General features: G+C 44.1%; 20 protein-coding genes. 12 read left to right on the forward strand and 8 right to left on the reverse strand.

Translation table 11 applies throughout. The annotated features are described in order from the left end of the window. Positions 1 to 254: 254 nt before the first annotated feature. The 6 genes from AAEY80_RS03755 (at position 255) to AAEY80_RS03780 (ending at position 7,748) form a co-directional block, all read left to right on the forward strand. Positions 255 to 1,460 (forward strand): efflux RND transporter periplasmic adaptor subunit, encoded by a 1,206-nt coding sequence (locus AAEY80_RS03755; RefSeq protein WP_350587909.1) that lies wholly within the window; start codon positions 255 to 257, stop codon positions 1,458 to 1,460. A 306-nt stretch (positions 1,461 to 1,766) separates the two neighbouring features. After that, positions 1,767 to 2,489: a response regulator transcription factor gene (locus AAEY80_RS03760; RefSeq protein WP_201582972.1), complete on the forward strand. Its 723-nt coding sequence runs from the start codon at positions 1,767 to 1,769 to the stop codon at positions 2,487 to 2,489. A 193-nt stretch (positions 2,490 to 2,682) separates the two neighbouring features. Then, entirely contained in the window at positions 2,683 to 4,902 is a 2,220-nt protein-coding gene (locus AAEY80_RS03765; protein WP_101212248.1) for a HAMP domain-containing sensor histidine kinase, read from the forward strand. Positions 4,903 to 5,173: 271 nt separating this feature from the next. Next, positions 5,174 to 5,944 (forward strand): methionine ABC transporter ATP-binding protein, encoded by a 771-nt coding sequence (locus tag AAEY80_RS03770; RefSeq protein ID WP_173238776.1) that lies wholly within the window; start codon positions 5,174 to 5,176, stop codon positions 5,942 to 5,944. A 53-nt stretch (positions 5,945 to 5,997) separates the two neighbouring features. Then, positions 5,998 to 6,687 carry a methionine ABC transporter permease gene (locus AAEY80_RS03775; RefSeq protein WP_173238775.1) on the forward strand — a complete coding sequence of 230 codons (690 nt, stop codon included), beginning with the start codon at positions 5,998 to 6,000 and terminating at the stop codon, positions 6,685 to 6,687. Positions 6,688 to 6,782: 95 nt separating this feature from the next. Further along, a complete protein-coding gene (locus AAEY80_RS03780; RefSeq protein WP_350587911.1) occupies positions 6,783 to 7,748 on the forward strand; it encodes a MetQ/NlpA family ABC transporter substrate-binding protein in 966 nt (321 codons plus the stop codon). Between the two features lie 172 nt (positions 7,749 to 7,920). Here the strand turns inward: AAEY80_RS03780 and AAEY80_RS03785 are convergent, their stop codons facing one another. After that, positions 7,921 to 9,150 (reverse strand): MFS transporter, encoded by a 1,230-nt coding sequence (locus AAEY80_RS03785; RefSeq protein WP_350587912.1) that lies wholly within the window; start codon positions 9,148 to 9,150, stop codon positions 7,921 to 7,923. 264 nt (positions 9,151 to 9,414) lie between these two features. Here AAEY80_RS03785 and AAEY80_RS03790 point away from each other — a divergent pair, with 264 nt between their 5' ends. Continuing rightward, a complete protein-coding gene (locus tag AAEY80_RS03790) occupies positions 9,415 to 10,263 on the forward strand; it encodes an aldo/keto reductase (RefSeq protein ID WP_025652322.1) in 849 nt (282 codons plus the stop codon). 98 nt (positions 10,264 to 10,361) lie between these two features. Here AAEY80_RS03790 and ccmE read toward each other — a convergent pair whose 3' ends face one another. From ccmE to ccmA, 5 genes are all read right to left on the reverse strand, one after another. Next, on the reverse strand, positions 10,362 to 10,862 hold the full coding sequence (gene ccmE, locus AAEY80_RS03795; RefSeq protein WP_025652321.1) for a cytochrome c maturation protein CcmE: 501 nt from the start codon (positions 10,860 to 10,862) through the stop codon (positions 10,362 to 10,364). A 242-nt stretch (positions 10,863 to 11,104) separates the two neighbouring features. Next, positions 11,105 to 11,326, reverse strand: a complete 222-nt coding sequence (ccmD, locus tag AAEY80_RS03800; RefSeq protein WP_025652320.1) for a heme exporter protein CcmD — start codon at positions 11,324 to 11,326, stop codon at positions 11,105 to 11,107. 44 nt (positions 11,327 to 11,370) lie between these two features. Further along, the gene (ccmC, locus tag AAEY80_RS03805; protein ID WP_025652319.1) at positions 11,371 to 12,159 is read right to left on the reverse strand and encodes a heme ABC transporter permease CcmC; all 789 of its coding nucleotides are present in this window, start codon (positions 12,157 to 12,159) and stop codon (positions 11,371 to 11,373) included. 218 nt (positions 12,160 to 12,377) lie between these two features. Then, positions 12,378 to 13,115, reverse strand: coding sequence for a heme exporter protein CcmB (locus AAEY80_RS03810; protein WP_227674779.1), 738 nt, complete (start codon positions 13,113 to 13,115; stop codon positions 12,378 to 12,380). Positions 13,116 to 13,171: 56 nt separating this feature from the next. Continuing rightward, a complete protein-coding gene (gene ccmA, locus AAEY80_RS03815; protein ID WP_201565517.1) occupies positions 13,172 to 13,801 on the reverse strand; it encodes a heme ABC exporter ATP-binding protein CcmA in 630 nt (209 codons plus the stop codon). A 133-nt stretch (positions 13,802 to 13,934) separates the two neighbouring features. Here ccmA and AAEY80_RS03820 point away from each other — a divergent pair, with 133 nt between their 5' ends. From AAEY80_RS03820 to AAEY80_RS03835, 4 genes are all read left to right on the forward strand, one after another. Further along, positions 13,935 to 14,972, forward strand: a complete 1,038-nt coding sequence (locus AAEY80_RS03820; RefSeq protein ID WP_227692006.1) for a hypothetical protein — start codon at positions 13,935 to 13,937, stop codon at positions 14,970 to 14,972. A gap of 63 nt (positions 14,973 to 15,035) precedes the next feature. Beyond that, on the forward strand, positions 15,036 to 15,857 hold the full coding sequence (locus AAEY80_RS03825; protein ID WP_201565519.1) for a YbjN domain-containing protein: 822 nt from the start codon (positions 15,036 to 15,038) through the stop codon (positions 15,855 to 15,857). 219 nt (positions 15,858 to 16,076) lie between these two features. Next, positions 16,077 to 16,991 carry a histone deacetylase family protein gene (locus AAEY80_RS03830; RefSeq protein WP_101212236.1) on the forward strand — a complete coding sequence of 305 codons (915 nt, stop codon included), beginning with the start codon at positions 16,077 to 16,079 and terminating at the stop codon, positions 16,989 to 16,991. A 70-nt stretch (positions 16,992 to 17,061) separates the two neighbouring features. Then, positions 17,062 to 17,268, forward strand: a complete 207-nt coding sequence (locus AAEY80_RS03835; protein ID WP_025652313.1) for a DUF2905 domain-containing protein — start codon at positions 17,062 to 17,064, stop codon at positions 17,266 to 17,268. Positions 17,269 to 17,350: 82 nt separating this feature from the next. On the opposite strand, the gene AAEY80_RS03840 is transcribed toward AAEY80_RS03835, so the two are convergent. Together AAEY80_RS03840 and coaBC are read right to left on the reverse strand one after the other, a co-directional pair. Beyond that, a complete protein-coding gene (locus AAEY80_RS03840; protein ID WP_101212235.1) occupies positions 17,351 to 18,139 on the reverse strand; it encodes a sulfite exporter TauE/SafE family protein in 789 nt (262 codons plus the stop codon). A 40-nt stretch (positions 18,140 to 18,179) separates the two neighbouring features. Continuing rightward, positions 18,180 to 19,565, reverse strand: a complete 1,386-nt coding sequence (gene coaBC, locus AAEY80_RS03845; RefSeq protein WP_201565522.1) for a bifunctional phosphopantothenoylcysteine decarboxylase/phosphopantothenate--cysteine ligase CoaBC — start codon at positions 19,563 to 19,565, stop codon at positions 18,180 to 18,182. Positions 19,566 to 19,693: 128 nt separating this feature from the next. Here coaBC and radC point away from each other — a divergent pair, with 128 nt between their 5' ends. Then, a complete protein-coding gene (gene radC, locus AAEY80_RS03850) occupies positions 19,694 to 20,377 on the forward strand; it encodes a RadC family protein (RefSeq protein ID WP_025652310.1) in 684 nt (227 codons plus the stop codon). Positions 20,378 to 20,414 lie beyond the last annotated feature (37 nt).

Genomic DNA, 20,414 nt, shown 5'->3' on the forward strand with positions numbered 1-20,414 from the left:
ATTTGTGATAAATATGTATCATTATATTTTTATATGTTCGTTTTAGCACAGTTACTGGTTGTTTTCCAGTCATTTAGTGAATTTATGTTCAAATTAATCATTGAGTTAGTGAGAGTCTTTTGATTATGCTCCCTAATTTGTCTCAGGTTACTTTTGCCATCTACCGTCTGGGCATGTTGCATAAATATAATACTGTTATTTGCCCTTACCTCAATTCACTATATAATAAAATGACGTTTACGAGAGTGCTTGGTATGAGAGTTTTGAGAGGTCGAAAAAATAGAGGTTTAAGAAATAGTGCGTATTTATGCAGCGCTTTGTTACTGCTGGCAGGCTGTCAGCCCTCGCCCCCTACTGATGAACCGGTGACGGCTGAAAATAGCGAAACAGTAGAAACCCCCATTATTATTGACGATGATAGCGTTACTATGACGCCTGACCATATTCTGAGTATAAAGCCCTCACGCTATCAGCCAAGCATGGGACTGCAAGGCGTGATTGAACCGATCAAAAAAACTCAATTCATCGCTGCGAACGCACTTACTGTGCAGCAAGTCTTGGTAGAAAAAGGCCAATGGGTAGAAAAAGGCACACCTCTGCTAATCGTTCAGCGTCAGGGCACAGCAAGTAAACCGCTAGAGTCAGCGGATACCTCAGTTGCCGCAGCCGCAGATGCAGAGTTCGCAACCTTAAATGAGCCTACGAAAAACAATAATACAGAAAACACTGCCCAAAAAACGCCACCAGAAAACGATGCAAATGTAGAGAGCAGTCAGCCTAGCGTTGATAAAAGCACGGTAACAACCAGTAATGACACCTCTGCTAACCTCAAACAGCCCTATCAATTAACCACTGTACGTGCCAGTTTTTCAGGTCGCGTCGAAAAGCTGTATGCTAAAGCTGGACAAGGGCTAGCCGCGCGTCAACCGCTACTGCTATTCAGTGATGAGACTGAATTACACTTTATGGCCACTGTCCCTATTCAAGCTGAGCCTCAGCTTTCGGTCGGTCAGACAGTGAATTTTAGTGCTAAAGGCATGTCGGATAAGTTCACTGGGCAGGTCAGCAAATTGACAGCAACGGTTCAGCCCAAACAGCTTCTGGTTCATGTAAATGTCGTCAATAATGAAATCAGCCGTGAAAAACTACAGCCTAATATGCAGGTGACGGGGCGAGTGAATTATGGTCAAATCGACGTCGGTACGATTGTCCCCGAGCGCGCGTTGCATGATGTTGACTTAACAGAATTGCAGCGACCACCGTATAAGCCACTAAGACCCTTGAGCGCCAATGTATGGATTATTAAGCAAGATCAGCGTTTAACTCGTCAGCCAGTCGAGGTCGTCGAGTACGATCCAAGTACCAAACAGTACTTAATAGCTGGCATTAGCAATGACAGTTTAATTTGCCTTGCTGACTTAACCATTGAATCTAAAGGCAAAAAGGTGGTGGTTTCCTAAGAAATGAGAAAGAAGAGAAAAAGACAGTTACATTGTGTAGAAACATTAACAAAGCGTGTCTTGTTTAGTCATAGCTGAATTAGGCACTATAGTATTATTACCCTGTCCTATATTGGCTGAGGCCTTAATCATATTTTCTTAACCCTATCTTAACGGTGACTGTCTTATGGTTCAGAACCCTATCAATTTATGACAACTTACCTTTAAAATAACCTGAATTTAAATTAACGTAAATATCGAGGCGCGCTAGAATTTTAATAAAAAGCAGTTTCTTGACAAACCATAACAACAACTAGAGGACAAGCCATGAGTAAGCAAATTTTGTTAATTGAAGATGATCCAGATCTAGCAGAATTGATCAGCGACTATCTGACCATGAATTATTATGACGTACATCATGCAGGACTCGGTCAAGAGGGTCTAGAATTACTAGATACCAAAGAGCGCGATATTGATTTAGTGGTGCTTGATTTGATGCTACCCGATATGGATGGTATGCAAGTTTGTCAAAAGATACGCGGCAATAAAAACAACATGACCAACAAAGTGCCGATTATCATGCTAACCGCCAAAGGTGATACCACCGATCGCGTCTTGGGTCTAGAAATGGGTGCTGATGACTATATCTCTAAACCGTTTGAGCCACGTGAACTCTTAGCACGTATACGCGCAGTCATTCGTCGTCACGAGCAACCAAACCAAGCAGATAGCCAATCGGACAGCTTGACCTTTGGCCGTCTCAGCGTGTTCCCTGATAGCCATGAAGTGACCATTGATGAACAGCCCGTGCGTTTGACGACGCATCAGTTTCAATTGTTGCACTACTTTGCCACCCATTCTGGTAAAGTACTGAATCGTGAGCAGTTATGGCAAGCCATGCCAAATGATGACAGCTCAGACAATATTGATCGCGCTATCGATGTTCATATCTCGCGTTTGCGTGCCTTGATTGAAGACAATCCACGTCAGCCAAAGCGTATTATTACCGTACGCGGTGTTGGTTATCAGTTCGCTACCGATCAGGTGTAATCTTAAATAGCTAATTTTTGAAGTAGCTAAATGACGGCGGCTGATTTGATTCATCGAAACACTTATTGTGGAAAATTAGTCACCGTTTCGCGGCAAATTAGTCACCGTCATTTTTATTAAATAATATGTTTATTAAACAATCTAAATGGCATGATATAAATCGATATGAGCATCTGATAATAGAGATGGTTTAATGCAGCAATTGGGTTTTCGTTCCGTCTTTGCTAAGTTATTTGCCAGTGTCATGCTGGCACTTATCCTATTTGCGGTTGCCATGGTGCTATTGACGCAACTGGTGCATGACAAAGATGCGGGTATTCGCTCAGAAGTATTGGCGACCCAAATTTTGGGTCAAATCGATCCCTTCTTACATGAGCTCAATATCGCCATCAGCAAGGACAACCGTTTACAGTCACGCTTTATGCTCGCTGTAGTCAAAAAAAGTTTTGATATTTTTGATGAATCCTTACAAGCAAAAATGGGCTTATACGACAATGAAGGTCATTTGCTCATGCAGACTGACAATAGCGACTTGCCGTTAGAGCTGCCGCCCACGCCCTCCTTATTTTCACGTGTTTTTCCTTCTCTTTCAGACACCTCCCCTACGAAGCAAGCTCAAGTATATAGTAGCACTGGCTATACTTTACTGTACGAATCACGCTTGCCACCTAAAAAACCTGTACTCTCCGCAGCTTTAAATTTATTTACGGGTACTCTACTATTGCTCTTAATTATGGCGGGCGTTCTATGGCTGATTGCTCGCACCATGACTTGGCGCATCAATCAGATGAGCCAGCAGATGACCCAATTGGGTGACGGTGACTTTACCGTACGAGTCAATGCACGCGGCAGTGATGAAATCGCCTCGTTAGCACGCGGATTTAACCAAGCGGCACAAAAAATTGAGCATCTTATCAATGCCAACAATCTGCTCTTGGCGCATGCCTCTCACGAGCTGCGGACGCCGATTACCCGTATCCGTCTACAAATCGAGATGATGGATATGCTGGCGGATGCGATGCCAATGGATACCAAAGCGAAATTTGACAAACGCGCGCAAGCGATCAACCGTGATTTATCAGGGCTTAATGACTTGGTTGAAAGTATCTTATTGGTCAGTCGCTTAGATGCCGGTCATGTCATGCAGCAAGTCGAGCATTTGGACTTATATGACTTAGTGAATCAAGAACGCCAACATTACCCTGAAGCCACTTTGATTGGTGAGCATATAGTCATCGATGGTCAGGCACCGATGTTGACCCATCTTATTCGCAACCTTTTGACCAATGCTATGTTACATGGTAAACCACCCGTTACCGTGCTGATTTATGGCGTTCAGACTATTGACGAAGCCGATACCGTTCCAGATTATTTACTGCAAACGTTGGTTTCTAGTAGCTTTGCTGATTATAACCGTTCGGATTTTGAGCATTATTACGAATCAAACGAGTCCGATAACTTAGCGCTGCAAACATCAACACAACCAGGCGAGGTTTCTGACGACTCTCATATAACCAATACTGAGAAAGAAAAAGCAGAGATGGTTGTGATATTACCGGCGCCGCCTATTTATCGAAATGGTGAAAACCTTGCGCTCGATAGTAACGATGCTGCAGCTGACGCTTCAAATGCGGATGTCACTGATATCATTGCTGAAAGCACTGATGTTATGGGCAACGCTGATATAAAGGGGTTAGAAACTAGCCCCTCAGCAACAGACGCTAGTAAAGATGCAAAAGTGAAAGAAAATACTGCTAAAAATCCTATACTCACTGACGATACCACTGCTATTAATCCTGAAGCATCACTAATCCCCAACTACCAAAGCTTTACCACAGATTTGACTGAAAAAATTAAAAAGGTTATTTGGAGAGCCGTGCCGGATAACGAAGAAGACGTCCAAAAATCTGCGGAAATTCATAACGATAATGAAATGACCGTTAATAGCGAAGGAGCTCGTAAAGCCAACGATGCGTTGCTAACTAGCAATGGTCAATCCCGCAAAACTGATAAACTCGCGACGGATAAAACTGCTAGCAAAGACGACGTTAAAGCCAACACCCAAAATGAGAGTGACGCGCCGATTGCCGCGCGTAAAGAGAATCTATTTACCAAACATATCAAAAAGTCTAAAGCCGAACCCATACGTCCGTTACCAAAATACGCCGTGCTGGCGGTTATTGATGAAGGCGAAGGCATTCCTAAAGACAAACGCGAGGAAGTATTCAGTCCATTCGTGCGCTTGCAGCAAAAGAACAAAGGCTCAGGTTTGGGATTATCCTTGGTCTCACAAATCGCTACTGCTCACCAAGGGCGTATCGTGACCGATACTATTAATGGCCACACCAGATTTTTGGTCGTTATACCCGTAAAGCAAGATCCTCATTACAACTACCACGACAATAATAATTAAGATATGGCTGTACCTCTTTTATCGTCATCCTTCTGAGTAATCACGCCCTTTGCACCCCGCCATTTACATTTTTCAGATTTCTTAGAGCTAATAGCCATTAGTCATAAGCAAGTCACGGATGTGCATATCCAAAACATTGCATAATATGCTATATTACTGCCCCTTATTACCATTGTTAATGCTAGCAAATATCCGATTTTGCGCTGCCATAGGTACACTGCAGTCTAATTTTTCTATAACCCTCATAAACCTATTGAATTTTGAGCCCTCCATGAGTGACATGATTGTCTTAAACGATGTGACCAAAAGTTTTTTAAGCGACCGATCAATCAAAGACAAAGACGGCAAGCCGCATTGGTTTACCGCTGTCGAACCGACCTCGTTGTCTGTTCAGCAAGGTGAGATTTTTGGTTTGATGGGTTATTCAGGTGCTGGGAAATCGACCCTTTTGCGCTTAATTAATTTGCTCGAACGCCCAGATTCAGGTCAAGTGGTGATAGATGGGACGGATTTGACCACCTTGTCTGCCAGTGATTTGCGTATCGCTCGTCACAACATTGGTATGATTTTTCAGCAATTTAACCTCATGTCCAATCGCACCGTCTTTGATAACGTCGCATTTAACTTGATGGTTTCTGGCTATCCGCGTCGCGATATTCACAAGCGAGTGATGGATTGTCTTGAGATTGTAGACTTAACCGATCGCGCTGGTCACTATCCGGCGCAGCTGTCGGGCGGACAAAAACAGCGTGTTGGTATCGCCCGCGCGATTGCGCCCAGCCCCAAAGTATTATTGGCTGATGAGCCGACCAGCGCCCTTGATCCAGCGACGACGCGAAGTCTGCTGACTTGTCTACGTGATATTAATGAGCAACTCGGCGTCACTATTGTCATCGTGACTCATGAGATGAGCGTCATTCGTAGGCTGTGCCATCGTGCGGCGCTATTACACCAAGGGCAATTGCTCGAAGTGGCAGATATTACGGACGGTTCTATTCAAGCGGTTACCGCTATTGGTAAAGGTTTAGTTTACGAAGACTAAGGCACTATTTATTAGTATTAAGAAACCATAATGGTTAGTGTAAAGGAACAATAATGGCAACAACTCCCCTGACTCTAGAGACTGCTTTTGCAAGCCTTTGGGATATGCGTGCAGAAGTTTGGCAAGCTACCATAGATACTTTTATTATGTTAGGTATTTCTACCACTGCTGCCATTATTATCGGCGGTTTTTTTGGCATTTTTCTTTTTCTTTCTAGTGATAAGCAGTTCTTAAGCAATAGACCACTGTATGCGTTATTAGGGGGCACGACCAACTTTATACGCGCTTTCCCTTTTGTCATTCTGATGATCGCCATGACTCCCCTGACCAAGGCGATTGTTGGTACTGGAATTGGACCGATTGCTGCTTCGTTAGTATTGGCCATTGCAGGCTCATTTTATTTTGCGCGCTTGGTAGAACAGAATCTACGCGAAGTACCGCAGGGCATTATTGAAGCAACTGAATCTATGGGTGCTCGTCCCTTGACGATTATTAAAGTCCTCTTGAATGAATCGCGTTCTGGTTTGGTATTGTCCGTAACGATATTGGCTATTAGTTTACTATCTTTTTCAGCAGCGGCCGGTATGATTGGTGGTGGTGGTCTTGGTGATTTAGCCATTCGCTATGGTTATTATCGCTCTCGCAACGAAGTCATTATTTTCATTGTTATCGCTTTATCTATTATGGTTATTGCTATTCAAGCCTTGGGTAATTTACTTGCTGCCCGCTTAGACAAGCGCTAGCTCTCATACCTAGCTACTTATCGATTATCAATTATCAATTATCGACTATGTCACTGCTATTCATTACTACCATTGTTTACTATCAAGGAAAACTTATGAAATTAACAGATATCAGCCGCCAATTAGCGCTTGCGTTAGCAACCGTTGGGGTATCAGGTTTAGTCTTAGTAGGCTGTAATAATTCGTCAGCACCAGAAGCAACGAAAGAAGCCCCTATCACTGAAGGCACGGCTTCTGGCACAGCTGCTAATGATATCGATCCTGACCATACCAAAATCGTCATCGGTACGACCGAAGGTGATTTTGCTGATATGGTACGTAACCAAGTCAAAGGCTCATTAGAAGCGCAAGGCTATGAAGTCGAGCTCATTACATTTACCGACTATGTCCGTCCTAATATAGCGCTAGCTGATGGTGACTTAGATATCAATATCTTTCAGCATAAGCCTTATTTGGATACCTTTAAAACTGAAAAAAATCTTGATATAGTCGAAGTCTTTCAAGTACCAACAGCACCATTAGGTATTTATTCAGGCAAAAAAACCGATCTAAAGGAAGTATATAAAGGAATGAGTGTCTCCGCACCGAATGACCCGAGTAACTTTGCTCGTGCATTGGTGATGATGGATGATCTCGGTTGGATTACGCTTAAAGATAATATCGATCCGCTAACCGCTTCGAAGAAAGATATCGCCGATAATAGTAAATATAATATCGACATTATCGAATTGGAAGCGGCGCAGTTACCCCGTGCCCGCGATGAAGTCGACTTTGCAGTGATTAATGGTAACTATGCCACTGATTCTGGTATTAAACTGACCGAAGCGCTGTTCCAAGAGCCAAGCTTTGCTTATGTCAACTGGTCAGCGGTTAAATCTGCAGATGTAGGCAAAAAATGGGTCGAAGACGTGACGGCTGCTTATAACTCAGAAGCCTTTAAAAAGTATGCGCATGATAGCTTCCCAGGTTACAAGTACCCAAAAATTTGGGGTGAAAATGCGGCTACCGATAAGGCCGTCGCTACCACGACAGCACCTACTACCGAAGCAGCTGCTCAATAGTTGATAGCTTAGTAATTGATAGACTAATAGTTGATAACTTAGTCATTAAATTTTTAGATATTTAAAGAGTATTCATTCATATCAACGAATAGCGCTAACAAGCCGAAATATAAATACAAAGATGCCCATTACTTATAAGTAATGGGCATCTTTTATGGTCTGCATTCTATAGTCAGTGGAAAGTAGGCGTATCTAAGGTTTTTTTAGAGATTACCGTAATAATAATGGCCGGAACAAAACAAAGAATAGACAGATATACAATGCCGAAAACACCTGTCTCTGGCAGGTGCACCAAAATCAAACCCGCCAACCATGTCGCAATCATAATTGAAAAGTTAAACACACTAGATTGTACTGACGTGGCGATAGCTTTTGCCTCGGTGACCTGATGGCTAACGGCTGTTTGAAACATCGTGACCAAAGGTCCGAATGCTAAGCCCCACAGTAAAAAGGCAAAATGCGCAAACCCATTAGTCCCGCCAAAGAAGAAAAACAGCAGCATCGTCATAGCACCACAAGCCAGCATACTAACGATCAAACCGCGCAGATGGGTGTCAATAATCTTGGCAGATAGTATGACTGAGACGACAGAACCAATGCCAAAAATCAACAGCGCTAAGCTGATACCACCGACAAACTCTATGGTTTCGACCAGTAGCGTAATATAGGTGTAGGTACTGTAATGCGCGACGACTGCCAAGAAAGTCAGGGCTAAGACTATCCAGACCCCAGATATTTTTAGCACCGCTATTGGCGAATTGCTTTGCGTCAGCTTTTCACCTTTTACGGATGGTAAGAATTTCATCGCCAATAGTGCAATGACCCCACCTAGTACACCAAGTACGATAAAGGAGGTGCGCCAACCTACTTGCGTCCCAATAAAAGTCATCACTGGCAGACCCAAACTCACACCAAAAGTATTACCTGCCATAATAATAGTAATCGCCTTACCCTGCATATTCTCGGGCACCAATGCAGTACCGTAGGCTGCAATCATTGGCCACATAATACCGGCACAGATACCACCCAAAATACGCATGACCACGATGAGAGAATAAGAAGAAGTGAGGCCGACGACGATATTAGAGACAGCAAAACCTGTCAATAAAGCCATAAGGAGAATCTTTCGATTGACCCACAGCGTCATACTGATGAGTGGAATGGCAAAAATCGCTGATGCGAGCGCATAGATACCGACCAAGAATCCGACTTGGGTCTGTTCGATACCAAGACCTGCTGTCATTTGCGGCAAAATACCGGAAGGCATCAGCTCTGAGAGAATACCGATAAAAGTAACACTGGCCATGAGACCAAAGATAAACCAAGAAAGAGGATTTTGTCCGGTGCTATTGGTTTTTGCCAGACCGTCTTTTGAATGAGTGATTTCTGAAAAAATAGCCACATCCTCTCCTAGTTGAATGAAGTGTTCAGAAGATTAGGTAATCTTCCTTTATTAATAATTCCGTCCATAAACACCTAACCATCTCTAAAATGACGTTACAGCCTGTTTGTCCTTTGTAGGAAACCGTCACTCGCCCTTTCACTTCAGCCTGCTTTTTTCTATAGTGGTTGGGCTGTATAGAGGTCGAGACAATAATATTCATGAGTAATCGCTCTCTTGATAAGTCCTCTATTAACAAATCACACAAATAACAAGGATAATAATATGCATGCTAAAAAGTATAATATTCGTACCGCAGGACAAGCCAACATTCCAGTATTAGGACTGGGCACTTGGCAGTCAACGGGGCAAGACTGTATCGATGTCGTTAGCCAAGGTCTTAAGATGGGCTACGAACATATCGATACCGCCCAAGCTTACGGTAATGAATTCGAGGTTGGCCAAGGTATTAAGCAATCAGGCGTCGCTCGTGATAAATTCTTTTTGACCACAAAGATTTTCCCTGATGATATGAAGTTTGAGCCAGAGAAACTCATGGCAGCAGCAAAACGCTCATTAGAGAATTTAGATACCGATTATGTGGATCTGCTACTCTTGCATTGGCCTGACGACCGCGTACCACTATCTGAGACAATTCCAGCACTATGCGAGTTGCAAAAGCAAGGTTTGACGCGCCATATCGGGGTTTCTAATTTTAATATTGCCAATATCATTGAAGCCAAGAAATATGCAGATGTGCCGATTGTGGTCAATCAGGTTGAGTTTCATCCCTTTATTAAGCAAAAAACCTTGCAAACTTTTTTGAACAATCACCATATTCTACTTGAAGCTTATTCGCCACTTGCACGCGGTGATGTGTTTGACAATGAGGTTATCAAAGAAATCGCTGATAAGCATAACATCACGCCTGCACAAGTATCGTTGGCTTGGATTCTGTCAGACAAGCACCGCGTTGCTATTCCAAAGACGTCTAATCCTGACCACTTACAAGGTAACTTGGATGCAATGAAGGTGCATTTGAGTGCAGAGGAACTAGAGAAAATTGGCAAACTTGCCAGTAGTGATGGACGTAAAATCGAACATCCTGATTATTCACCTGAGTGGGATGATTGATTGACGTAAAATCGTTATATACTTAATCAATTAATAATTTACTAAACAAAAAAAGCCACCGAGCAAGTCGGTGGTTTTTTTATTGGTATTCGCAACCACTATTGTTGAAGCGTTTTGGTTTCATGTATCGGCTCAGCAGGGTTATATTGCTCAGAAGAAGGCACTGCGACGCTCCGATTGTTTTCTTTCATCGATTTGGCCACCTCTGGCGGCATATAGTTTTCATCATGCTTGGCCAATACTTCACCAGCCACAAAGATGTCGCCTTGCATCTTACCGGTAGCGACGACACCTGAGTTTTCAGCAAATAAATCTGGCAAAATACCTTGATAGGTCACAGGTACGGTCGATTGAAAATCCGTGATGGCAAACTCAACGTTCAATGGATTGTCTTCGGCGCGTTGAACACTACCCGCGACTACCATACCACCAGCACGAATACGCTTGTCTTGCGGTGCCTCACCTTGCGCAATCGCGGTAGCATCAAAGTAGTAATCAGTCTGTTGCCCAATAGCATAAATAACCAACACCACGGCTATCGCTGCCCCTGCAAGCGTAAACATAACCCACATCAGTTTTTTGCGACGAACTGCGTTCATACCACTACCTCATTGATGAGTCGCTGTTTTGTAGAATATAGACAGTCTATAAAACAGAAAATATTAAAGAAACTACCATTAGAAAAACGTTCTAAAAATGTCTTTCTAATCGTACTCTTCTAATGGCTATATGGTAGCATTTTTCGCATAAATCAATAAGCCCCTAGCAACTGACGGGGTCATATCTTTACAATTGAGAGATCATAATTTTGTGAGCTAAAGTTATGATATTAAAATATTTTTTACATCGGTTGCTTAGTTTTAGAATTAGGAGTTTTAGCCGTACGCTGTGCTTGCCGCGCTTGCTGAATAGTCAGCTGCTTGATTAAAGCCTGTCGTTGCCTGCGACTATAAATAACAAAAGCCAGCATCATGCCAACGGTAATGGCCCAGCACGACCAGACAAAAACACCATGCTTACCCATGGCGAGAAACTCAGATACGCTATAAAAGTAAGGCTGCATAATATTTTCCTAGCCGTTATTTGTTTTGACGACAGTCATTGCCGTCATTTGGCTTGCCCGCGAATATACTCTTTGACCCACGCTTTGCCTTGATCACGATACAAGATAAGCGTATTGGTACGATAAATCGCTAACGTCGCGACCAATAAATAACTACCGACAATCATTAGTAATAATGGCATCCACATATCTGCAGACATTTTGGGCGCGGCGGTTAAAGTAAAGGTCGAGCCTTGATGCAAGGTGTTCCACCACTGTACCGAATACTTAATAATAGGCAAGTTTACTGCGCCAACAATAGACAAAATAGCGGCAGCTTTACCACGATTGGCAGTATGCTCAAACGCGGCAAACAGGGCCATGACGCCCGCATACAAAAATGCCAAAATGAGCATAGAGGTCAAACGCGCATCCCAAACCCAGTAAGTGCCCCACGTCGGTTTTGCCCAAATAGAACCCGTAATCAAGCTAATCACACAGAGCAAAAATCCTAGCGGAGCAAGCGCCTGCGCCACAAGACTGGCAGTCTTAATTTTCCAAACCAAAAAAATGACCCCGAGCACTGCTAAGGCAAAATAAATAGAAATGGCAATGCTAGCAGCAGGCACGTGAATAAAGATAATGCGGTAGCTATTACCTTGCAGGTAATCAGGTGGCGCAAAAGCGAGACCCCAGACGCTACCGATCACAAGACAAATAGTGGCTAATATTGCCAGCCACTTGACCCAAGGCGAAAAAATGCGAAAAAACTGCTTGGTACCCACAGTGGTCAAAAAGCCCTGCCAGATGCGCTGCCACAGGCTAGGAGATGAGATGTTATTCAGGTTGGGCATGGGAATAAACCTATTGGCACAGCGTATTGGTTGTAACCGATATAGCGCATCATGGGCGCGACTACCTGTCAACCTGCCGGCGTTAAACACTGGATAGAATCTACGAGTGATTGTTTACTTAGTTAGCTGGCTATTATAGCAAAGTTGCCAGTTTTCAACATGCTGTTAATACATTGGGTTTAAACGACTGGGTGTTGATAGTACAGAAAGTCTACTGTTTAATTGAGCCATGACATTTTTAAGGTCATCGCAATCACCCATGGCATCACCAACACTGAAATAATACTACCTGCCAATAATAATGCCAGTATCGGTAAGCCATTCAAACCAGTGGCAAATAAATCCACTGCTCCTGTGGCAAAAATCAACACCGGCAATTGCATTGGTAAGGCGATCAAAGGCACTAGCACTGCACCATTCTTCAATGACAGCGTCAAACTACTTGCCACTGCTGACAGCATCAAGAGCATCGGACTGCCGGTCAAAATAGACGCCATCAATATCCACGCCTCAAACCAGCTAAGCTGAAACAAAGGCACGGCAAGTAAACTAAGCGCTGCCACAATGCCACTACTAAAAATCCAATGGATGACTAGGCGGATGAGCACCCATAACGGCAGCGACGCTTTGGCAACAACCAATTGCGCCAGTGTGCCATTATCAAGAGCGGGCTTAAATAAGCCATCAACACCCATTACTAGTGACAATAGAGCAGCAATCCACACCGCTGAGACCCCAAGACGCTGTAACAGCGCAGGTTCGCTACCAACGGCTAGCGGAAACAAGGTGATAATCACTAAAAACAGTACCAAAGGGTACAACCATTGTACCGCTCCTTGCTGCTTCACGTGCCACTCGCGCCGCCATAACTGCCTAAAGCTGATAGCGCGTGCAGCCGATGCACTAACGTTTGAGCTTTTATTCGCTACTTGTACTGGATTGTCTGTTTCTATCATTTATTCGCTCTTCTACGGATGCTTGGCACATTTATACTGATGACACGCCCTAGCATTCAAACCATATAACCGGATAAATCGAGCACTTGATTGGCCACGCCGACTGCCTGATGACTGGTCATTAATATAGCGCCGCCAGCATTAGAAAATTCGCGTAATCTGTCTTCCATCCGCGCCACCATATCGACATCAAGAGCAGTAAAAGGCTCATCAAGTAGCCATAACGGTGTCACCTCAGGGGTCAACAAGTAAAGCCGTGCAAGGGTGATACGGCGGGTTTGTCCAGCAGATAAATGGCTTGAGCTAATCGTCTCAAAGCCTTGCAGTCCAACCCAAGCTAAAGCGTCATCAATATCAGCAACACTTGGGCTAATGCCGTATAAATTCAGCAAAAAAGTCAGATTTTGCGTGACCGTCAGATTTGGATGTATGCCCAACTGATGCGACACATATAAAGGCTGAACCGGTAAACTGGCTGTTCCTTGATAGTAAACTTGACCTTCCAACACTGGTAATAATCCAGCCAGCTGCATCAGTAGCGTCGTTTTGCCTGTGCCATTAGCACCAATCAAGTGACAAATACTGCCCGCAGGTAAATCGAGCGCAACGCCTTCACATAGAGGGATTTCACCGCGCTGAACGGTCAGCTCATCAAGCGTAAGTAAGGCGGTATTCAGAGCTGTCATTCAAACCTCTTATTATTTATCAAGCAGCAGTCAATATTCATCACCAACAAATATCATGTTCGTGGCATAATACTTTATGCTTACCCCAACCACACAGTATAACAAATTGTCGATAACTATGACCTCAAAACCTATGCAGACTTCAAAAGATAGCCAAAACTTAGATACGCCAGCGCTAACAATAGACAGCTTAGTCGACGCGCAAGTTGCGTTTATGCAGCAATGGTTACGCACGCAAGCAGAACCGCTAAGCATTGAGGCTTGGCAGTGGTTTGCTGCCCAGCCATTGAATAAATATGTCAGCGCCGATGATTTGCAACATCTGATCAACGACTGGCTCCTGAACCAACCGATGACGGATGTGATACGTAAAGATATTCGCGATATCTTGCATACGATTATTTATCATCCGGTCAATGACAATGTGCCGTTGTCTGAGCTGGTAGATGACACTCAAGTGCAGACCTTAGCCGATTATGTGGGTAGCCATGAGCAGCAGCGTAATGTTTTGATTCATACGCTAGTCGGCAACGAGACTTTTGCAGATTTGCTGACGCAAACGCTCTATCACGCGATCAACGACTTTATGGAAACCACGCTGGATAAAGCAGGCGCTGCTGGTAAACTGATGAAATTTGGGCGCAGCTCTTTTGAAAAGGCGACCAATAGAAACCTTGATGAAAAACTGCAAACGTATTTGCACCGTAATATTAAAGACTTAGCACGTCGTGCAGAAGCCAATGCCCAAGAGCACTTATCAAATGACGAAGTCGCTCGGTTGCTAGTAAGCGGTTGGGCAAGAATCAAAGATCAGCCCATTAGCCAACTGCAAAATTATTTAACTGATGAGCCTGGCAATAGTAGTATCGATCATATTGAAGCCAGTATTCAACAGAGCTACAACCGTCTGCGTATGTCGCCTTATCTGCACAGCCTCGTGTCAGCCAGTATCGATACGTGGTATGCCAACCATCATGGCGATAGCATGGCAACGGTGGCCGCGAGTTTATATATAGATGAGCAAGCCATGACGCAATTTAGTAGTGCCCTACTGCCCATCGTATACGATGCGCTTGAAAGTCCGTGGTTGGCAGCGCATATAGGTGAGATGTTGCAAGCATTTTATGCGCAGCCCACTATCAAAGAGGGTTTGGTGTTTAATAATAACTAACTGACTGTTTTTGCTTATCGGCCATTTTTCAATATCATCCATTTATATGTCAACACAATACCTATGAGTCAACGTAATAAACTCAGCTTGTGGCAAAAACTCAAACGGCTACTGAATGCTTCAGCACCGCAGTCTATTATCCATGGCGCAAAAATGCCAACACAGGCAGCAGCGGCTGACGATGATATTGATCTTGATATGATGCAGGCAGGAATCTCGAGCGCCAATACTCGTAATAGCGATGAGGCAAATACGGCTGACTCTACTGGCAGTTTGACCAGTCACCGTGATAATAATCATGATAGCGAGCGCTCGCAAGCTCAAGCGAATTTGCAAGCATCGCAGCAAGAAACCAATGAAACGTCCATCGTCGACTGTCTAAAACAGTACTTTAGTAATAATCAGTGGCAATATACCTATTATCGACCCAGAAGCAGTGACAGTCAGCAATCGCATCACTTATCCTTAAGAATGCGGCATAAACAACTGAACTGTGGCTACCTATTTCGGGTGCAAGAGAAAAACAAGCTGCTAGCGGTCTATGGAATTTTGCCATTTTTGATACCAGAGAGTCATCAAAGTGCAGCGATGTTACTGATTACTCAAATCAATTATGACATGCTGATTGGCAATCTAGAAATGGATATCAACGATGGCGAGATACGCTACAAGCATGCCATCGATGTCGAAACTATTGGTATTAATGACGAAATCATCGAACATTTACTACAAAGTGTCATTGCCATGACCACGGTAGCGAATGAGCTGTTTAGTGATTTACTCAATAACCAATATCCCGCTGAAGATATGCAAACGTTATTAACAGAGCTGCGTCAACAATCCGACTCACGCACCTTCTTTTTGCCGACTCAGTTTGTCCAATAAAGATGCTTAAGTTAAAAAGTAGTTTATTTAAGAAAATCTCTTAACTTACAAAAGCCCTTTAATTTAGAAAGTCTATTAACTTAAAAAAGCCTTTTAACTTAAAGAGTTTAGCAAAATATAAATCAGTCATTCGTCTATTTTCTACCCCTTTATCACGCTTAATAAAAAACCTTCTAAAAACACCTTATCACCTCTTAAATACCGACACACTTAAACATTATGCTAAAAATTGCTTACTCCGACGTCTTTCGTTATTCCGTACCTGACAAGCATCGTTTTCCCATGCAAAAATATACGATGATTCCTGAGCGCTTATTGGCTGAAGGCACTATCAGTACCGATAATTTCTTTGCGCCTGCGCGATTAAGCGAAGAGGAGATTTTGACCACTCATACGGCAGACTATTGGTATAAGCTTAAAACCCAAACCTTACCGCGCAAGGAAGCACGCCCTATCGGCTTTGAGATGACTGAAGCTTTAGTCGATCGTGGTCGTCATATTGCCCATGCGACTTATGAATGTGCGCTTTATGCTCAGCAATATGGCGTGGCGATGAATGTCGCCGGCGGTACGCACCATGCATTTGCCGATCATGGCGAGGGCTTTTGCGTGTTTAATGATGTTTGTATCGCGAGTAATTTATTATTAAATCGTGGACAGGCGCAAAAGATTTTGGTGGTCGATTTAGACGTCCATCAGGGCAATGGCAATGCTAGTATTATGGCAAATGAGCCACGGGTTTTTGTGTTTAGTATGCATGGCGCCAAGAACTATCCATTTCGCAAAGAACTATCTGACCTAGATATTGAACTTGCCAACGATACTGGTGATGCTGAGTATTTACAGATATTAGAGGACACGCTACCGCGCTTAATTAGCGACGTTGCACCAGATATGATCTTTTATCAGTCTGCTGTCGATGTACTGGCGACCGATAAGTTGGGAAAACTTGGACTGACGATAGAAGGTTGTAAGGCGCGTGATGAATATGTGTTACGTCAAGCAAAAGCCGCCAACATCCCCGTTGCCATCGTCATGGGTGGTGGCTATTCAGAAGATATTGAAGATGTGGTTGAAGCGCACTGTAATACTTTTCGAGTGGCGCAGCAGCTTTATTTTGGTAAGGCGGTTTAAATAGTGACTTTGTCGCATATCGATGCTTAAGACAAAATGAAAAAACGTCAGAAAGTTAGCGAGGTTTTATATGGCAAAAATATTGATTGGTATAGGCACTGTGTTCATTGTTATCGGAATCATTTGGCTGGTGTTTCCCAGTGCGTTTTCGTGGATAGGCAACATGCCAGGAGATATTAAACACAAATCAGGCAATACACGCGTGTATTTTCCGGTCGTTACCATGATAGTGATTAGCATCGTCGCTACCATCTTACTGAATTTGTTTAATCGTTAAATCACCAGCGCAAATATGAGTGACGACATGCCAAGCATACCTTTGACCTAAAATCTAAAACTTAACTAACACCGCAAACTGCTTAGATTGATAAAAATGCCGTAACTCCTTGCCAACCCACGCGCAGCCCAAGTACGGTCAAAATTAATAAAATAAGCTGACGAAAACGTGCTTGCGGTAAGTAACGACGCAGGCGGATACCGACTAAAAGCGCGACAATAGATAAAACACTCAGCAAAGTAATCAGCTGCCATTCACCACTACTCAGCGCCATAATAGGCTCACGCAATACAATGATTTGGGCAATTTTTCCTAAGAAATAGCACATGTTGCCGACTTTGGCGACGGTGTTTTTATCATCGCTGGCAGACAGTAAATACATCATCAATATGGTCGACATTGCATTGGTCGCGCCGCCAATGATACCAGCACTCAGTCCAACGATAATCAGCACAGGCTTGGTAGCAGGTAGCCGAATTTGCTTACCGAGTAGCGCACTGATCACATAAAAGCCAATGACAGCCGCCAATACCAATAAAATATAAGCGCTATCGACCCATAGCAAGAGCTTCGCGCCCAAAATACTACCGAGCAGGCTAGTTAAAGCGAGCAGCCAATAACGCCTGCCGTAATAGATAAAGTTTTGCCAAATAGTGCGACCACCACCCGCCAGCCAAGTCATTGCATTAAGCAATAATGACGGGAATATCACCAATACAATGGCGTGTGGCAACGGATAGATGCTGGCAAGCGCAGTGGTGGTCACCAAGGTCACACCCAGACCGCTAATCCCGTGCAGCAATGATGCCAGCGCAAAAATCACAATCAGCAATAACGTCTGGGTGCTATCGCTATCTATCATATTTGCCATCAGTATTTAGTGTCTAATAGCGACATTAGCGAAAGCATAACTAGGGCGTGTCTTGTGCATTGTGACGCTGCCAGATAGCTTTACCAATAATACTGGCCAACTGCTCAGCTATTTTATCTTTGCTTGCTTTCTCTAGCGTTACTGCTTCATTCTTATAGCGCTCAGAGAAAAACACTTGCATCGCATTGTCATCACTGGCAAAACCAATATCTGCACGCGACACGTCATTACAAGCAATCAAATCTAGATCTTTAGATATCAGTTTACCGCGAGCATAGCGCTCGACATCTTGCGTTTCTGCCGCAAAGCCGACGACAAACAGCTCTGGATGGGCAAGCGAAATGGTTGCTAAAATATCAGGATTTTTGACCAAGCTCAGCGTCATGGCACCTTGGGTTTTTTTAATCTTTTGCGGGGCAGCCTCTTCAGTACGATAATCAGCGACCGCCGCCGTCGAAATAAAGACATCTGCGACTCTCACGCTATCATTGGTAACCATAGCATCAACATCGTGCTCATCGCCGCAATCACAGTCACCGTGGTGATGAGCATGATGATCTTCGTGTGAGTGTTCGTGTGAATGCTCATGCTCATCTTCAGAGATATACTGTAGCGCACTATGCGTACCTTCCACACATTGCTGTGCGACAATCAGCATCTCTTGCGCGGACAACACATCAATACGGGTGACATTAAGCGGTGTGGGCAGTGCTACTTTACCACCCGCAATCAAAACCACGTCTGCACCAGCGGCCACGCAAGCACGCGCTAAAGCAAAACCCATTTTACCGGTAGAGTGATTGGACAAATAGCGTACCGGATCAATCGCTTCGACAGTTGGTCCAGCAGTAATCACCACTCTTTTACCTGCCAATAATTGCGGCGTGGTTTGCATGGCATTAAATAACAACACCTCAGCCAATAACTGCTCAGGTTCGGGCAATCGCCCTGCCCCCACATCACCGCAGGCTTGTTCACCACTGGCGGGCTGTATAATTTGGTAATTCATATCACTTAAGGTTTGGACGTTCAGATTCACCACTGGATGCGCCCACATTTGCTGGTTCATCGCTGGAGCAATAATGACTGGTGCCGTCGTTGCTAGGCACACGGTCGTCAACAGATCGTCTGCCATGCCCATTGCCAGACGCGCCAGTGTATTGGCAGACGCTGGCGCAATGACGATTAAGTCCGCCCATTTGGCCAATTCAATATGACCCATCCCCGCCTCGGCTTGCTCATCCAGCAAAGAGGTATGCACCTCATTACCTGTCAAAGCCTGCAGCGTCAGCGGTGTGATAAAGGCCTGTGCGCCTGTGGTCATAATGACACGCACATCAAAGCCTGCCTTGATGAGCAGACGGGCAAAGATAGCGGATTTATAAGCGGCGATACCGCCGGTGATAGCGAGCACAATATTGGACATAAGCGTGGCATCAATAAAAAAGTTGAAAGATAAAATTGCGCTTATAGTAACAATTATGAGATAAGTTGGGTAAGGTTTTCCGCATTTATATCATATATCTAGCATTCATCCCCCATTAAGGAGTGACAATGGCGATTAAAGACTGGCATGAAGATGATCGACCTCGAGAAAAACTGCTGAAATTTGGCGCCGCTCACTTAACGGATGCTGAAATATTAGCGATATTCTTACGCACTGGCACCCAGTCGCAGTCGGCAATCGAGCTGGCGCGTCATTTGATCGATGAGTTCGGTAGTCTTGCCGAGCTATTGGCAGCGCCGGCACAGACCGTGCTTGCTTGTCATGGTATCGGTCCTGCCAAGTACGCACAGATACTGGCGTCGCTTGAGATGGGTACGCGTTATTTAGACAGTAAGCTAAAGACAGGGCAAGCGCTTGGGCGCTCACAAGTCGTCAAGGACTATATCAGCACCCAATTGCGCGGTGAGCATCGTGAAGTCTTTGCCGTCCTTTGCTTAGACAATGCGCTAAATCTGCTAAACTTTGAAATACTGTTTACTGGTGGCATCTCGTCGTGCTCGGTCTGTATCAAGCACGTACTCCGTCACGCGTTGAGTCACGCTGCTGGTCAATTAATCGTCGCGCACAATCATCCGCATACTGATGCGACTCCTTCAACGGCAGATAACCTATTGACCTACGAGCTAAAAAAAGCCTGTGATTTGATAGATTTATCCTTGGTAGACCACATCATCGTTGGACGTAATGAAACATTATCTTATGCCGAAAGCTGCTTAGCGCCCTTCGGTTAGTCGAAAATATAATTAGTTCTATAGTCGGTTCAAGATA

Origin of the sequence: Psychrobacter sp. 78a-MNA-CIBAN-0178 (genome assembly GCF_040309625.1) — a bacterium.
In the GTDB taxonomy this organism is placed as follows: Bacteria; Pseudomonadota; Gammaproteobacteria; order Pseudomonadales; family Moraxellaceae; genus Psychrobacter; species Psychrobacter okhotskensis.

What these genes read in the sequence shown, in the direction of transcription:
- AAEY80_RS03755 (WP_350587909.1), top strand. Translation starts at nt 255, where the DNA reads ATGAGAGTTTTGAGAGGTCGAAAAAATAGAGGTTTAAGAAATAGTGCG.
- AAEY80_RS03760 (WP_201582972.1), top strand. Translation starts at nt 1,767, where the DNA reads ATGAGTAAGCAAATTTTGTTAATTGAAGATGATCCAGATCTAGCAGAA.
- AAEY80_RS03765 (WP_101212248.1), top strand. Translation starts at nt 2,683, where the DNA reads ATGCAGCAATTGGGTTTTCGTTCCGTCTTTGCTAAGTTATTTGCCAGT.
- AAEY80_RS03770 (WP_173238776.1), top strand. Translation starts at nt 5,174, where the DNA reads ATGAGTGACATGATTGTCTTAAACGATGTGACCAAAAGTTTTTTAAGC.
- AAEY80_RS03775 (WP_173238775.1), top strand. Translation starts at nt 5,998, where the DNA reads ATGGCAACAACTCCCCTGACTCTAGAGACTGCTTTTGCAAGCCTTTGG.
- AAEY80_RS03780 (WP_350587911.1), top strand. Translation starts at nt 6,783, where the DNA reads ATGAAATTAACAGATATCAGCCGCCAATTAGCGCTTGCGTTAGCAACC.
- AAEY80_RS03790 (WP_025652322.1), top strand. Translation starts at nt 9,415, where the DNA reads ATGCATGCTAAAAAGTATAATATTCGTACCGCAGGACAAGCCAACATT.
- ccmE (WP_025652321.1), bottom strand. Translation starts at nt 10,862, where the DNA reads ATGAACGCAGTTCGTCGCAAAAAACTGATGTGGGTTATGTTTACGCTT.
- ccmD (WP_025652320.1), bottom strand. Translation starts at nt 11,326, where the DNA reads ATGCAGCCTTACTTTTATAGCGTATCTGAGTTTCTCGCCATGGGTAAG.
- ccmC (WP_025652319.1), bottom strand. Translation starts at nt 12,159, where the DNA reads ATGCCCAACCTGAATAACATCTCATCTCCTAGCCTGTGGCAGCGCATC.
- AAEY80_RS03810 (WP_227674779.1), bottom strand. Translation starts at nt 13,115, where the DNA reads ATGATAGAAACAGACAATCCAGTACAAGTAGCGAATAAAAGCTCAAAC.
- ccmA (WP_201565517.1), bottom strand. Translation starts at nt 13,801, where the DNA reads ATGACAGCTCTGAATACCGCCTTACTTACGCTTGATGAGCTGACCGTT.
- AAEY80_RS03820 (WP_227692006.1), top strand. Translation starts at nt 13,935, where the DNA reads ATGCAGACTTCAAAAGATAGCCAAAACTTAGATACGCCAGCGCTAACA.
- AAEY80_RS03825 (WP_201565519.1), top strand. Translation starts at nt 15,036, where the DNA reads ATGAGTCAACGTAATAAACTCAGCTTGTGGCAAAAACTCAAACGGCTA.
- AAEY80_RS03830 (WP_101212236.1), top strand. Translation starts at nt 16,077, where the DNA reads ATGCTAAAAATTGCTTACTCCGACGTCTTTCGTTATTCCGTACCTGAC.
- AAEY80_RS03835 (WP_025652313.1), top strand. Translation starts at nt 17,062, where the DNA reads ATGGCAAAAATATTGATTGGTATAGGCACTGTGTTCATTGTTATCGGA.
- AAEY80_RS03840 (WP_101212235.1), bottom strand. Translation starts at nt 18,139, where the DNA reads ATGGCAAATATGATAGATAGCGATAGCACCCAGACGTTATTGCTGATT.
- coaBC (WP_201565522.1), bottom strand. Translation starts at nt 19,565, where the DNA reads ATGTCCAATATTGTGCTCGCTATCACCGGCGGTATCGCCGCTTATAAA.
- radC (WP_025652310.1), top strand. Translation starts at nt 19,694, where the DNA reads ATGGCGATTAAAGACTGGCATGAAGATGATCGACCTCGAGAAAAACTG.